The sequence below is a fragment of the Streptomyces sp. NPDC026417 genome, assembly GCF_055567695.1.
In genome coordinates this window covers 24,529-38,099 of record NZ_JBVHPY010000015.1, presented here as the reverse complement: position 1 = coordinate 38,099, position 13,571 = coordinate 24,529, and the positions used below count along the sequence as shown (strand labels likewise).

General features: G+C 70.4%; 12 protein-coding genes. 5 read left to right on the top strand and 7 right to left on the bottom strand.

What is annotated here, in order from left to right:
• Positions 1–174: 174 nt before the first annotated feature.
• Entirely contained in the window at positions 175–1,698 is a 1,524-nt protein-coding gene (locus ACZ4NT_RS23170) for a S8 family serine peptidase (protein WP_121403817.1), read from the bottom strand.
• Positions 1,699–1,788: 90 nt separating this feature from the next.
• Positions 1,789–3,315, bottom strand: coding sequence for a S8 family serine peptidase (locus tag ACZ4NT_RS23165; protein ID WP_121403818.1), 1,527 nt, complete (start codon positions 3,313–3,315; stop codon positions 1,789–1,791).
• 376 nt (positions 3,316–3,691) lie between these two features.
• Between ACZ4NT_RS23165 and ACZ4NT_RS23160 the strand changes: the two genes are divergently transcribed.
• From ACZ4NT_RS23160 to moaA, 3 genes are all read left to right on the top strand, one after another.
• The gene (locus tag ACZ4NT_RS23160) at positions 3,692–4,048 is read left to right on the top strand and encodes a DUF485 domain-containing protein (protein WP_121403819.1); all 357 of its coding nucleotides are present in this window, start codon (positions 3,692–3,694) and stop codon (positions 4,046–4,048) included.
• On the top strand, positions 4,045–5,673 hold the full coding sequence (locus ACZ4NT_RS23155) for a sodium/solute symporter (RefSeq protein WP_121403820.1): 1,629 nt from the start codon (positions 4,045–4,047) through the stop codon (positions 5,671–5,673). The genes ACZ4NT_RS23160 and ACZ4NT_RS23155 overlap by 4 nt, the downstream gene beginning before the upstream one ends.
• Before the next feature lie 170 nt (positions 5,674–5,843).
• Positions 5,844–6,833: a GTP 3',8-cyclase MoaA gene (gene moaA, locus ACZ4NT_RS23150; RefSeq protein WP_121403821.1), complete on the top strand. Its 990-nt coding sequence runs from the start codon at positions 5,844–5,846 to the stop codon at positions 6,831–6,833.
• A gap of 36 nt (positions 6,834–6,869) precedes the next feature.
• Here moaA and ACZ4NT_RS23145 read toward each other — a convergent pair whose 3' ends face one another.
• Positions 6,870–7,109 carry a hypothetical protein gene (locus ACZ4NT_RS23145; RefSeq protein ID WP_467727313.1) on the bottom strand — a complete coding sequence of 80 codons (240 nt, stop codon included), beginning with the start codon at positions 7,107–7,109 and terminating at the stop codon, positions 6,870–6,872.
• A 223-nt stretch (positions 7,110–7,332) separates the two neighbouring features.
• Positions 7,333–7,731 carry a DUF3099 domain-containing protein gene (locus ACZ4NT_RS23140; protein ID WP_467727311.1) on the bottom strand — a complete coding sequence of 133 codons (399 nt, stop codon included), beginning with the start codon at positions 7,729–7,731 and terminating at the stop codon, positions 7,333–7,335.
• Positions 7,732–7,974: 243 nt separating this feature from the next.
• On the opposite strand from ACZ4NT_RS23140, the gene ACZ4NT_RS23135 reads away from it, so the two are divergent.
• Entirely contained in the window at positions 7,975–8,250 is a 276-nt protein-coding gene (locus tag ACZ4NT_RS23135; protein WP_121403826.1) for a GlsB/YeaQ/YmgE family stress response membrane protein, read from the top strand.
• An 85-nt stretch (positions 8,251–8,335) separates the two neighbouring features.
• Here ACZ4NT_RS23135 and tyrS read toward each other — a convergent pair whose 3' ends face one another.
• The 3 genes from tyrS to ACZ4NT_RS23120 all read right to left on the bottom strand — a co-directional run bounded on the left by tyrS (position 8,336) and on the right by ACZ4NT_RS23120 (position 12,589).
• Positions 8,336–9,604: a tyrosine--tRNA ligase gene (gene tyrS, locus ACZ4NT_RS23130; protein WP_467727308.1), complete on the bottom strand. Its 1,269-nt coding sequence runs from the start codon at positions 9,602–9,604 to the stop codon at positions 8,336–8,338.
• A gap of 61 nt (positions 9,605–9,665) precedes the next feature.
• Positions 9,666–11,069, bottom strand: a complete 1,404-nt coding sequence (locus ACZ4NT_RS23125; protein WP_121403830.1) for a metallopeptidase TldD-related protein — start codon at positions 11,067–11,069, stop codon at positions 9,666–9,668.
• Complete coding sequence (locus ACZ4NT_RS23120; RefSeq protein ID WP_121403832.1) at positions 11,066–12,589, bottom strand: TldD/PmbA family protein; 1,524 nt, start codon at positions 12,587–12,589, stop codon at positions 11,066–11,068. The genes ACZ4NT_RS23125 and ACZ4NT_RS23120 overlap by 4 nt, the downstream gene beginning before the upstream one ends.
• 259 nt (positions 12,590–12,848) lie before the next feature.
• Here ACZ4NT_RS23120 and fabG point away from each other — a divergent pair, with 259 nt between their 5' ends.
• Complete coding sequence (fabG, locus tag ACZ4NT_RS23115; protein ID WP_121403835.1) at positions 12,849–13,568, top strand: 3-oxoacyl-[acyl-carrier-protein] reductase; 720 nt, start codon at positions 12,849–12,851, stop codon at positions 13,566–13,568.
• Positions 13,569–13,571 lie beyond the last annotated feature (3 nt).

Genomic DNA, 13,571 nt, shown 5'->3' with positions numbered 1-13,571 from the left:
CGCCGAGGCCCTCTCTTCTTCTGTGGGTGTGGTTTTGTCTCTCCGCCCGAGACAGGCGGGGGGGCCCGGGGCCCTGGGGGGGGGGGGGGGGGGGGGGGGGGGGGGGGGGGTCCTTCCCCCCCCCCCCCCCCCCCCGACGGTCCGGCGGCGGCTTTCACCGCCGGACCGCCACCGTCACTTCGTCACCGCGTCCAGCGCGTCCGCGGTGCCCCAGCCGTAGAACCCGTTGCGGTTCTTGGTTCCCTCGCAGACGGCGTCGATCTTGCCGTCACCGTCGATGTCGTAGGGGTCGGTGCACGGCGTGGCGTCGGCCTCGGCGTACAGCAGCGCCTTCACCAGCGCGGCGGGGGCGTGCGGATGCGTCGACTTGATCAGGGCGGCGACACCCGCGACGTGCGGGGACGCCATCGACGTACCGGCCATGTAGCCCCAGCCGCCGCCGGGCAGCGGACCGAGGATGAGACCGCTCGTGGCGGGCGGGGCCGGGGTCTGGTAGCGCGTCGAGTCGCCGCCGGGCGCGGCGATGTCGATGACACCCAGGCCGTGGTTGGAGAAGGACGACTTGATGCCCTTCGCCCCCGTCGCGGCCACCGTGACCACACCCGGCAGCTGGGTGGGGATGTCGTAGCACTCGGACGGGTCGATCACCCGGTCGCCGGGCGTCGTGTCGTTCGGGGACGAGGGGTCGGTGATCTCGTCCGCGGCCAGGTCGTAGTTCTCGTTGCCCGCCGCCGCGACGTTCACCGTGCCCTTCTTCTCCGCGTAGCGCGAGGCGCGCGTGATCGCTTCGACGAGGGCCCGCTGGTCCGGGTCGTCCTTGCAGTTGAAGTACCAGGGGTCGGTGTAATAGCTGTTGTTGGTCACGTCCACGCCGTGCTCCGCGGCCCACACGAAGCCGCAGACGACGGCCTCCGTGTAGAAGAAGCCGGCCGTGGTGGACACCTTGATGCCGGAGACCTTCACGCCGGGCGCGACACCGGTGATGCCGACGCCGTTCTTGGCGCCCGCGATCTCGCCCGCGACATGCGTGCCGTGCGGGCTCTCCTCCGCGCTCGGCCGCCAGGCCCCGTCGGTCGTGTCCGGCTTGCCCGTCACGCAGTTGACCGACGCGTCGCGGTCGAAGTTCGGCGCGATGTCGGGGTGCGTGTCGTCGACACCGGTGTCGATCACGGCGACCGTGACCTTGCGGCTGCCGAGCGTCTTCTCGTGCGCCTTGTCCGCCTTGATGGCCGGCAGGTCCCACTGCAGGGGCTCCAGCGGGTCCTGTCCGGCGGCCGCCTCGACTCCGGCGACGTCCTCGGCGCTGAGCACCTTCGGCGTGCCCACGTCGGTGGTCGACTGGGCCGGCAGCGGCGCGGTGCGCGTGGCACCCGCCGACTCCACACCGCGTACGGCGCGGACTGCGGCGGCGAAGCCGGGGTCGGACGCGTGGACGACGATCACGCCGATCTGGTCGTACGACGTCACGATCGTGCCGCCGGCCTCGGCGATGGCCTTCTTCACGTACGACGAAGGGCCGTGGCCGGGGCGGACGTTGACGACATAGCTGAGCGAGGTCGCGTCCGCTGCCGATGCCTGCGGCGCGGCGGTGTCCGCCGCGGACGCGCTGACGTTCGGCAGGAAGGCGAGTGCCGTCGCCATGGCCATCCCGAGCGGGACGGCTATCGCGCGACGCGAGCGCGTATGAGGCGCTGTCATGGTGTCTCCAGTTCGTTCGCGGTACGAGCTGTACGAGCCGTGCGGAAAGCTCACAGGCGGCAAGTCCGGGGCGGGGAACGCCGGTCCGGACTACTTGACCGCCCGCAGCGCGTTGACGATGCCGAAGCCGTAGAAGCCGTTCACGCGCTTGCCGCCCTCGCAGGTGGCGTCCACGACGCCGTCGCCGTCACCGTCGTACGGCTCGGTCGGGCAGCCCGGGTTGTCGGCCTGCGCCTTGAGCAGCGCCTGCAGCTGGGCCGGAGTCGCGTGCGGGTGCGCGGACTTGAGCAGCGCGGCGACACCCGCGGCGTGCGGCGATGCCATCGACGTGCCCTGCAGGAAGCCGTACTGGTTGTTCGGCATCGTGGAGAGGATCCGGCCGTTCTTCGACGGGGTGTCCGGGATCTGGTACTTGTCGCCGCCGGGGGCGGCGATGTCGATGACGCCCTCGCCGTAGGTGGAGTAGTACGACTTGGCGCCCTTGACGCCGGTGGCGCTGACCGTGACGACGCCCGGGAGCTGGGTCGGCACGTCGAAGCACTCGTGCGGGTCGACCGTGCGCGTCACGGGGGTCGAGTCGTCCGGGCTGGACTCGTCGACGAGGGCGTCCGAGTCGAGGTCGTCGTTGGAGTTGCCCGCGGAGGCCAGGTTGAGGGTGCCCTTCTTCTGGGCGTACTGCTGGGCCCGGTTGACCGCGTCGACGATGGCCCGCTGGTCGGGGTCGTCCATGCAGTTGTAGAGCCACGGGTCGACGTAGTAGCTGTTGTTGGTGACCTCGACGCCGTGATCGGCGGCGAAGACGAAGGCGCAGACGACGCTCTCCGGGTAGAACAGCTCGCTGACCGGGTCGGCCACCTTGATGCCGGCGACCTTCACACCCGGGGCGACACCGGCGACGCCGATGCCGTTGCGCGCCGCGGCTATCTCGCCCGCCACGTGCGTGCCGTGGTAGTGGTCGGCGTTCGCGGGACGCCAGGCGCCCGGCGAGGTGTCCGCCTTGCCGCCGACACAGTTCGCGGACTGCGAGGCGGAGAAGTTGGGCGCCAGGTCCGGGTGGGTGTCGTCGACGCCGGTGTCGATGACGGCGACGGTCACCTTCCGGCTGCCGGGGTTGATCTTCGCCGCCTTGTCGGCGCCGATCGCCCGCAGGTCCCACTGGTCGGCCTCGAGGGGCTCCTCGCCCGAAGTGGCGCTGCTCGCCTCGGCCTTCGCGGCCTGGGCCGCCGACAGATACTGCGCGGCGCCCTCGTCGGTCGTGCCCGCGGCGGTCAGCGGCGCGGTCCGGGTCGCACCGGCGGACTGCACCCCGCGCACGGTGCGCAGCTGCTTGGCGAAGTCGGGGTTGGCCGAGTGGACGACGAACACGCCGATCTTCTCGTACGTGACGACGACGGTCCCGTCGGCCTTCTCTATCGCCCGGCGCACGGACTCGATGGTGCGGTGGTCCGTCTTCGTGTTGACGACGTACGCCAGCTCGGGGCTGTCCGCGGCCGTCGCGGCGGAGGTGGTGCCGGGGGCGGCCGTGGCGACGCCCGGCAGCAGGCCGAGCGAGGCGGTGAGGGCCAGCGCGGCGGGCACGGCGAGCGCGAGGCGGCGTCTGGAACGCAGATGAGCCATGGGATCTCCACATCATCCGGAAACGGGCACTGCCCGAACACAGGTGGTGCTCGGGCAGGTACATGACGGGCGTGCAGGGCGAAGTTATCCCCCGCCCCACCTGGCCAGCAATGAATTCCGGCGACTACTTCTGAAAGAACCGCGCCGAGTTGAACCGGTCCGCGCGTGGCGCCGTGACCTTGAGCAGGGAGCACGAGCACGATCGAGCCCCCTGTCGGATCACGCGCGGGGGCCCTAACATCGCCTCCCGGTTCACGTGATCCACGTCACTGTGAGGTCAGAGCCGCCCATGTCCGTGCCCAGTCCGTCCCCGTCAGAGTCGGCGAACCCCCACTCGCCTCCGTCCACCGTCGCCACATCACCGCGAGGAGACTCCGTGGCCACCGACGCACCGCCCCCCTCGAAATCCCAACCCACGCTCCCCTCCACCGAGGAGTTCGTCGAGGTCCAGCAGAGCGCGGAGTTCGGTGAACTGCGCCACTCGCACCGGTCGTTCGCCTTCCCGCTGACCATCGGCTTCATCGCCTGGTACCTGCTGTACGTCCTGCTCTCCAACTACGCCGGCGACTTCATGGGCACCCAGCTGTTCGGCAACATCAACGTCGCCCTGGTGCTCGGCCTCGCCCAGTTCCTCACCACGTTCCTCATCGCCTGGTGGTACTCGCGGCACGCCGCCACGAAGCTCGACCCCAAGGCCGAGGCGATCAAGTCCCGGATGGAGGGCGGCGCATGAGTCCCGCGATCACTCAGGTCCAGCTCGCGGCGGGGGAGGCGAGCGAGCACCGGCCGCTGATCATCTCGCTGTTCGCCGTCTTCGTCGTCGCCACCCTCGTCATCACCGTCTGGGCCGGCCGCCAGACCAAGAGCGCCGCCGACTTCTACGCGGGCGGGCGCCAGTTCAGCGCCTTCCAGAACGGACTCGCGGTCTCCGGCGACTACATGTCCGCCGCGTCCTTCCTCGGCATCGCGGGCGCCATCGCCCTGTTCGGCTACGACGGCTTCCTGTATTCCATCGGCTTCCTCGTGGCCTGGCTGGTGGCCCTGCTCCTGGTCGCCGAGCCGCTGCGCAACTCCGGCCGCTACACCATGGGCGACGTCCTCGCGTACCGCATGCGCCAGCGCCCGGTGCGGACGGCGGCCGGCACCTCCACGATCGTCGTGTCGATCTTCTACCTGCTGGCCCAGATGGCCGGCGCGGGCGTCCTGGTGTCGCTGCTCCTCGGCATCACCAGCGACGGCGGCAAGGTCGCCATCGTCGCCCTGGTCGGCGTCCTGATGATCGTGTACGTGACCATCGGCGGCATGAAGGGCACCACCTGGGTCCAGATGGTCAAGGCCGTGCTGCTCATCGGCGGCACCATCCTGATCACCTTCCTGGTGCTGCTGAAGTTCGACTTCAACGTCTCCGACCTGCTGGGCTCGGCCGCCGACAACAGCGGCAAGGGGAAGTCCTTCCTGGAACCGGGCCTCAAGTACGGGGCGACCTCCACGTCCAAGCTGGACTTCATCTCCCTGGGCATCGCACTGGTGCTGGGCACCGCCGGCCTGCCGCACATCCTGATCCGCTTCTACACGGTGCCGAACTCCAAGGCCGCCCGTAAGTCCGTGAACTGGGCGATCGGCATCATCGGCGGCTTCTACCTGATGACCATCGCGCTCGGCTTCGGCGCCGCCGCGCTCATCAAGCCGGAGGAGATCATCGCCTCCAACAAGGCGGGCAACACGGCGGCCCCGCTGCTCGCGCTGCACCTCGGCGGGGTCGACTCGACCTGGGGCGCCATCCTGCTCGCCACCATCTCGGCGGTCGCCTTCGCCACGATCCTCGCGGTCGTCGCCGGTCTGACGCTGGCCTCGTCCTCGTCGTTCGCCCACGACATCTACGCGAACGTGATCAGGAAGGGTGCCGCCACCGAGAAGGAGGAGGTCAGGGCCGCCCGCTACGCCACGATCGCCATCGGCGTGGTGTCGATCGGCCTCGGCGCCCTCGCCCGCGACCTGAACGTGGCGGGCCTGGTCGCGCTCGCCTTCGCGGTCGCCGCCTCCGCCAACCTGCCGACGATCCTCTACAGCCTGTTCTGGAAGCGCTTCACCACGCAGGGCGCCCTCTGGTCGATCTACGGCGGCCTGGTGACGGCGGTCGGCCTGGTGCTGTTCTCGCCGGTGGTCTCCGGCAAGCCCACCTCGATGTTCCCGGACGTCGACTTCCACTGGTTCCCGCTGGAGAATCCCGGCCTCATCTCCATCCCGGTCGGCTTCCTGCTCGGCTGGATCGGCACGCTGGTGTCCAAGGAGGAGCCCGACGCCGGCAAGTACGCCGAGCTGGAGGTCCGCTCCCTGACCGGCACCGGAGCGCACTGAGCCGCACGCTCGACGGCCCCGTCGTGGACGCCTGGTGGATCACCACTAGTAGGTCTCTACGACGGGGCCGCGCCGTACCTCGTGGGATCGGGCCGCCCACGCTGTCGGTCCCGTCACGTAGGCTCGCAGGTGTCCGACAGATGTGATCCGGATCGAGGGAGGGGGCCCACGTGCTCATCGACACCTACGGCCGAGTGGCCACCGACCTGCGCGTCTCGCTGACCGACCGCTGCAATCTCCGCTGCACCTACTGCATGCCGGAGGAAGGCCTGCAGTGGCTGGCCAAGCCCGACCTGCTCACGGACGACGAGATCGTCCGCCTCATCGGGATAGCGGTCACCCGGCTCGGCATCACCGAGGTCCGCTTCACCGGCGGGGAACCCCTGCTCCGGCCCGGCCTGGTCGGCATCGTGGAGCGCGTCGCGGCCCTGGAGCCGCGCCCCCAGATGTCCCTGACGACCAACGGCATCGGCCTCAAGCGCACCGCGAGCGCCCTGAAGGCGGCGGGCCTGGACCGGGTCAACGTCTCGCTCGACACCCTGCGCCCCGACGTCTTCAAGACGCTCACCCGCCGGGACCGCCACCAGGACGTCGTCGCGGGCCTGGAGGCCGCCCACGAGGCGGGACTCACCCCCGTCAAGATCAACTCCGTCCTGATGCCGGGACTGAACCAGGACGAGGCCCCGGACCTGCTGGCCTGGGCCGTCGCGCACGACTACGAACTGCGGTTCATCGAGCAGATGCCCCTCGACGCCCAGCACGGCTGGAAGCGGGAGGGCATGGTCACCGCGGGCGACATCCTTGCCTCCCTGCGTACGCGTTTCGAGCTCACCGAGGAAGCCGCCGACGAGCGCGGCTCCGCCCCCGCCGAGCGCTGGCTCGTGGACGGCGGCCCCCACCGCGTCGGCGTGATCGCCTCGGTCACCCGCCCGTTCTGCTCGGCCTGCGACCGCACGCGGCTGACCGCCGACGGCCAGGTCCGCACCTGTCTGTTCGCCACCGAGGAGACCGACCTGCGGGCCGCGCTGCGCTCGGACGCCCCCGACGAGGAGATCGCCGGTATCTGGCGGACCGCGATGTGGGGCAAGAAGGCCGGCTCCGGGCTCGACGACCCGTCGTTCCTCCAGCCCGACCGGCCGATGTCCGCGATCGGCGGCTAGCAGGAGGGCCTCGCAGGGGGCACCGAACGGCGCCCCCTAGCGCTCCTCCGCCGACTCCCACTCGCTCAGCGGCACCACGTCCTTGAGGAAGCCGCGCAGACTCAGGAACTGCGACAGGTGCTCCCGGTGCTCCTCGCACGCGAGCCAGGTCTTGCGGCGCTCGGGCGTGTGCAGTTTCGGGTTGTTCCAAGCGAGCACCCACACGGCGTCCGCGCGGCAGCCCTTGGCCGAGCACTGCGGTGTGGAGGGGGAGGAGTCGGGGAGCGGAAGGTTCACGCTCTCACCCTAGACGGCCCCCAAATGGCGACGCCGAGCAGCCACGGGGGGAGCTGCCCGGCGTCGGTCCGTCGCTCCGACGGGGGATGCGGAGCGCGTACGAAGTATGTCACGCGGGACCCGCTGCCCGGCACCGGAACTACATGATTGATCTGAGCTTTTCTTGAGCTTGGCGAGCGCCCCGCAACCCGGTCCCGTTCCGGATTCCGCCGGTCCGCGGAGGTCAGGTCCGCTCGTGCGGCTCGGCCCGGAAGACCGGTCCCGGGTCCGCCGGCTCGTCCCCGCGCCCCGATCCCGGGCCGGGTTCCGTCGGGTCCTCCGCGCGGGGCGGCGCGATCATCGGGCGCACCGGGACGGTCACGAACGTGGTCGGGAGCGAGGGCGCGTTCTCCCGGCCGGCATTGGCGATCACCACGGCGACATAGGGGAGGAGGACGCCGAGCACCAGCGCGACGAGCGCGACGTGCCGTTCGACGTTCCAGAGGGTGGCCGCGAGGATCACCGCGATCGTGCGCACGGTCATCGAGATGACGTAGCGCCGCTGCCGCCCGCGTACGTCGTCGTCGAGTCCCTGCCTGGCTCCTGTGATCCGGAAGACCTGGCCGCTGTTCTGCTTCCGCATCACAATCCACCACCTGCCTGTATCGGACGCTCCCCGGCCCGTACCACCCGGACCCGGTCAGGGAACCAGGCCCGAACAGGCTCCACGTTACGCCGCGGCTGCGCCGTCTTCGAGACCGGGGCACGTCTTGGCCGGGGGGACGGACTGCGCCGTACCGCGTATGGCTCCGCACGACATGCGACGTACCGCCGGCGGCCCGAGACTGGCCGAAATGCTCACGTAGAGCCGTATGAGGAGGCAGCCATGGGCTGGTTGTGGGCCATCATCGTGGGATTCGTGCTGGGTCTGCTGGCCAAGGCCATCATCCCGGGAAAGCAGCACAGTCCCCTCTGGCTGACGACGATTTTCGGCATCATCGGGGCCATCGTGGGCAACGCGATCGCCCGGGCGATCGGCATCGACGAGACCAGCGGCATCGACTGGGGGCGGCACGCACTGCAGCTCGCCGCCGCGATCGTGATCGTGTTCTTCGGCGACATGCTCTACATGTCCCTGAAGGGGAACCGGCAGCGCACCTGACCGGCGACGAGCACTCCTCGGCGGGACGGACGACGAAGGGGCGGTCCAGACGGGACCGCCCCCACGTGTGCGCGCCGCGGGCCGCTCAGAGGCCCGTGACCTCCACCGCGGCCAGGTTCTTCTTGCCCCGGCGCAGCACCAGCCACCGCCCGTGCAGCAACTCCTCGCCGGCGGGGACGGCGTCCTCGGCGGCGACCTTCACGTTGTTCACGTACGCGCCGCCCTCCTTCACCGTGCGCCGCGCGGCCGACTTGCTGGCGACCAGCCCCACCTCCGCGAAGAGGTCGACGACCGGGCCGAGCGCGGCGACCTGGATGTGCGGCACCTCGGACAGGGCCGCTCGCAGCGTCGGCTCGTCGAGCTCGCCGAGTTCACCCTGGCCGAAGAGGGCCCGGGACGCGGCGACCACGGCGGCCGTCTGGTCGGGGCCGTGCACCAGCGTGGTCAGCTCCTCGGCCAGCGCACGCTGCGCGGCACGGGCCTGCGGCCGCTCCTCCGTCTGCTTCTCCAGCTCCTCGATCTCCTCGCGGGAGCGGAAGCTGAAGATGCGCAGGAACTTGGAGACGTCCCGGTCGTCCGCGTTCAGCCAGAACTGGTAGAAGGCGTACGGCGTGGTCATCTCGGGGTCGAGCCAGACCGTGCCGGACTCCGTCTTGCCGAACTTGGTGCCGTCCGCCTTGGTGATCAGCGGAGTGCCCAGCGCGTGCACCACGGCGTCCGGCTCGGTGCGGTGGATCAGGTCCGTGCCCGAGGTGAGGTTGCCCCACTGGTCGCTGCCGCCGGTCTGCAGCGTGCAGCCGTACCTGCGGTAGAGCTCCAGGAAGTCCATGCCCTGGAGGATCTGGTAGCTGAACTCGGTGTAGCTGATGCCCGCGTCGGAGTTGAGCCGCCGCGCGACGGCCTCCTTGGCGATCATCTTGTTCACCCGGAAGTGCTTGCCCATGTCGCGCAGGAACTCGATGGCGGACATGCCCTGGGTCCAGTCCAGGTTGTTCACCATCACCGCGGCGTTCGGACCCTCGAAGTCCAGCAGCGGGGCGATCTGCGCGCGCAGCCGCTCCACCCACTGGGCGACGACCTCGGGAGCGTTGAGCGTGCGCTCCGAGTTCGGCTTCGGGTCGCCGATCAGGCCCGTGGCGCCGCCGACCAGGCCCAGCGGACGGTTGCCCGCCTGCTGGATGCGGCGCATCGTGAGGATCTGCACGAGGTTGCCGAGGTGCAGGCTGGGCGCGGTCGGGTCGAAGCCGCAATAGAACGTGACAGGACCGTCCGCGAACGCCTTGCGCAATGCGTCCTCGTCAGTGGAGAGGGCGATCAGCCCGCGCCACTGCAGTTCGTCGACGATGTCCGTCACGGTTCTCGTATCTCCTTGGGGTGGTGTCCGGGCCGTCGGGCGACAACCGGCGGCTACGAGGTTATACGCCCTGGCTGACAGAGCTCATATTGAAGTCCGGCACCCGCAGGGGCGGCGCCGCAGCCCTAGTGAACCAGTCGCTCCACTCGCGGGGCAGCGTCTTTTCCGTGCGCCCGGCCTCCGTGGCCCGGCCCAGCAGACCCACCGGCGACTCGTTGAACCGGAAGTTGTTGACCTCGCCGACCACCTCGCCGCCCTCCACGAGGTACACGCCGTCCCGGGTCAGCCCGGTCAGCAGCAGCGTGGCCGGGTCCACCTCGCGGATGTACCAGAGGGAGGTCAGCAACAGGCCGCGCCCGGTGCCCGCGACCATCTCCTCCAGGGAACGGTCGTCCCCACCGTCCAGGATCAGGTTGCCGATCGACGGCGTCACCGGCAGACCGGTCAGCGCCGCACTGTGCCGGGTCGTCGACAGATGCGCGAGCCGGCCCGCGTCGATCCACCGGGTCGCCGTCAGCGGCAGCCCGTTGTCGAACACCGACGCGTCGTCCCCGGAGGAGTGCGCCAGGACGAAGGGCGAGCTCTCCAGCCCGGGCTCGTGCGGGTCGCTGCGCAGCGTCAGCGGCAGCTCGGTGAGCCGCTCGCCGACGCGGGTGCCGCCGCCCGGCTTGCTGAACACCGTCCGCCCCTCGGCCGCGTCCCGGGCCGCCGCCGACCACATCTGGTAGATCAGCAGGTCGGCGACCGCGGTCGGCGGCAGCAGCGTCTCGTACCGCCCGGCGGGCAGGTCGATGTGCCGCTCGGCCCAGCCGAGCCGGGTGGCCAGCTCCGCGTCCAGCGCCGCCGGGTCGACGTCCTTGAAGTCCCGCGTGGAACGCCCCGCCCACGCCGAGCGCGTACGGTCCGGCGACTTCGCGTTCAGCTCCAGCGTCCCGTTGGGCTGGTCGTGGCGCAGCCGCAGCCCGGTCGACGTACCCAGATAGCTGGACACGAGCTCGTGATTGGCGAACCCGTACAACTCGCGGCCGCCGGCGCGGGCCCGCGCGAAGGACTCGCCTAGCGCCGGCGCGAAGTCCGTGAAGACGGCGGAGGAGGTCTCGGCCGGAGCGTCCGTGAAGTCGGGGGACTCCGGTACGCCCGTGACGAGCGGCTGGGCGTCCTCGGCGGGACCGGCGCCGCGGGCGGCTGCCTCGGCGGCCCGCACCAGGGGCTCCAGCTCGTCGGGGGTCACGGCCGAGCGGGAGACGACGCCCGACGCCGTGCCCTCGCGCCCGTCCACGGTGGCGACGACGGTCAGGGTGCGCCCACGGGTCACACCGTTCGTGGTCAGCGCGTTGCCCGCCCAGCGCAGGTTGGCGGTCGAGTGCTCGTCGGCGATCACCACGCAGCCGTCGGCCCGGGACAGGGCGAGGGCGCGCTCGACGATCTCGTGCGGCTTGTCCGTACCGTGCGTACGAGCGGTCATCGGCCCGCCTCCTGAGTGGTGTTGAGAATGTTCACGCCCTTGAAGAGGGCGGACGGGCAGCCGTGCGAGACCGCCGCGACCTGGCCCGGCTGGGCCTTGCCGCAGTTGAAGGCACCGCCCAGGACGTACGTCTGCGGGCCGCCGACCGCGGCCATCGAGCCCCAGAAGTCGGTGGTGGTCGCCTGGTACGCGACGTCCCGCAGCTGTCCGGTCAGCCGTCCGTTCTCGATCCGGAAGAAGCGCTGACCGGTGAACTGGAAGTTGTAGCGCTGCATGTCGATGGACCAGGAGCGGTCGCCGACGACGTAGATCCCGCGGTCCACACTGCCGATGAGGTCCTCGGTGGACAGCCCGGCCGGGTCAGGCCGGAGCGACACGTTCGCCATCCGCTGCACGGGCACATGCCCGGGGGAGTCGGCGTAGGCGCAGCCGTTGGACCGGTCGAAGCCGGTCAGCCGCGCGATCCGCCGGTCGAGCTGGTAGCCGACGAGCGTGCCGTCCTTCACCAGGTCCCAGGACTGTCCCTCGACGCCCTCGTCGTCGTAGCCGATCGTGGCCAGCCCGTGCTCGGCGGTCCGGTCGCCGGTGACGTTCATCAGCTCGGAGCCGTACTTCAGCTTGCCCAGCTGGTCGAAGGTCGCGAAAGAGGTCCCGGCGTACGCCGCCTCGTAACCCAGGGCGCGGTCCAGCTCGGTGGCGTGGCCGATGGACTCGTGGATGGTCAGCCACAGGTTGGACGGGTCGACCACCAGGTCGTACACGCCCGCCTCGACGCTCGGCGCGCGCATCTTCTCGGCGAGCAGCTCCGGAATCCGCGCCAGTTCGGACTCCCAGTCCCAGCCGGTGCCCGTCAGGTACTCCCAGCCCCGGCCCACCGGCGGCGCGATCGTACGCATCGAGTCGAACTCGCCGCTGGACTCGTCGACGGCGACGGCGGTCAGCTGCGGGTGCAGGCGGACGCGCTGCTGCGTGGTCACGGTGCCCGCGGTGTCGGCGTAGAACTTGTTCTCGTGGACGGTCAGCAGGGACGCGTCGACGTGGCTGACCCCGTCGGCGGCCAGCAGCCGCGCGCTCCAGTCCGCCAGCAGCCCGGACTTCTCCTCGTCGGGCACGGAGAAGGGGTCGATGTCGTACGCGGAGATCCAGGTCTTCTCCGCGTGCACCGGCTCGTCCGCGAGCTCCACCCTCTCGTCCGAGCCCGCCGCCTTGATCACCTGGGCGGACAGCTTGGCCATGGCCACGGCCTGCGAGGCCACCTTGGCGGCGGCGTCCATGGTCAGGTCCACACCCGACGCGAAACCCCACGTGCCGCCGTGGACCACCCGCACCGCGTATCCCAGGTCGGTGGTGTCCGACGATCCCGCGGGCTTGGCGTCGCGCAGCCGCCAGGACGCGCTGCGCACCCGTTCGAACCGGAAGTCGGCGTGCACGGCACCCAGCGCGCGCGCCCGGGCGAGCGCCGCGTCCGCCAGGGCGCGCAGCGGTAGTGCCGTGAAGGCTTCGTCGATGGAATGAGGCACCTGGGTCTCTTTCTGTGGACGTGAGGATGGTCGCCGTGCTCTGCGGTCGCTCCGATCATGTCGCCCATTCGGTCCGCGGACCACAGCTTTCCGGCCTGCGTCCTGGACTTTCTGTAGGGACCCGACAGTGAGTCCCGTACGCCACTGTCGGTGCCCGATTGTCCGTCGGCGGGCCCGGACCGATAGGTTTTCGAGGAAGCCGCCTGTAGATCCAGCTGTCCGGGCGGGGGAGTCAGACCGCTATCGAAAGGGTGATCCGTTGAGCCGCTCGGTTCTCGTCACCGGAGGCAACCGGGGCATCGGCCTCGCCATCGCCCGCGCGTTCGCCGAGGCCGGCGACAAGGTCGCCATCACATACCGCTCCGGCGAGCCGCCGGCCGCCCTCACGGATCTGGGCTGCCTCGCCGTCAAGTGCGACATCACGGACACCGAGCAGGTGGAGCAGGCCTACAAGGAGATCGAGGCCGAGCACGGTCCGGTCGAGGTGCTGATCGCCAACGCCGGCGTCACCAAGGACCAGCTCCTGATGCGCATGTCCGAGGAGGACTTCACGTCCGTCCTCGACACCAACCTCACCGGCACCTTCCGGGTCGTCAAGCGCGCCAACCGCGGCATGCTGCGCGCCAAGAGGGGCCGGGTCGTCCTGATCTCCTCGGTCGTGGGGCTGCTCGGCTCCGCGGGCCAGGCGAACTACGCCGCCTCCAAGGCGGCCCTGGTCGGCTTCGCACGGTCGCTGGCCCGGGAACTCGGGTCGCGCAACATCACTTTCAACGTCGTCGCGCCCGGCTTCGTCGACACCGACATGACCAAGGCGCTCAGCGACGAGCAGCGCGGGAACATCGTGTCGCAGGTGCCGCTGGGCCGGTACGCGCAGCCGGAGGAGATCGCCGCGACGGTGCGGTTCCTCGCCTCCGACGACGCCTCGTACATCACTGGAGCCGTCATCCCGGTTGACGGCGGACTGGGAATGGGTCACTGATCA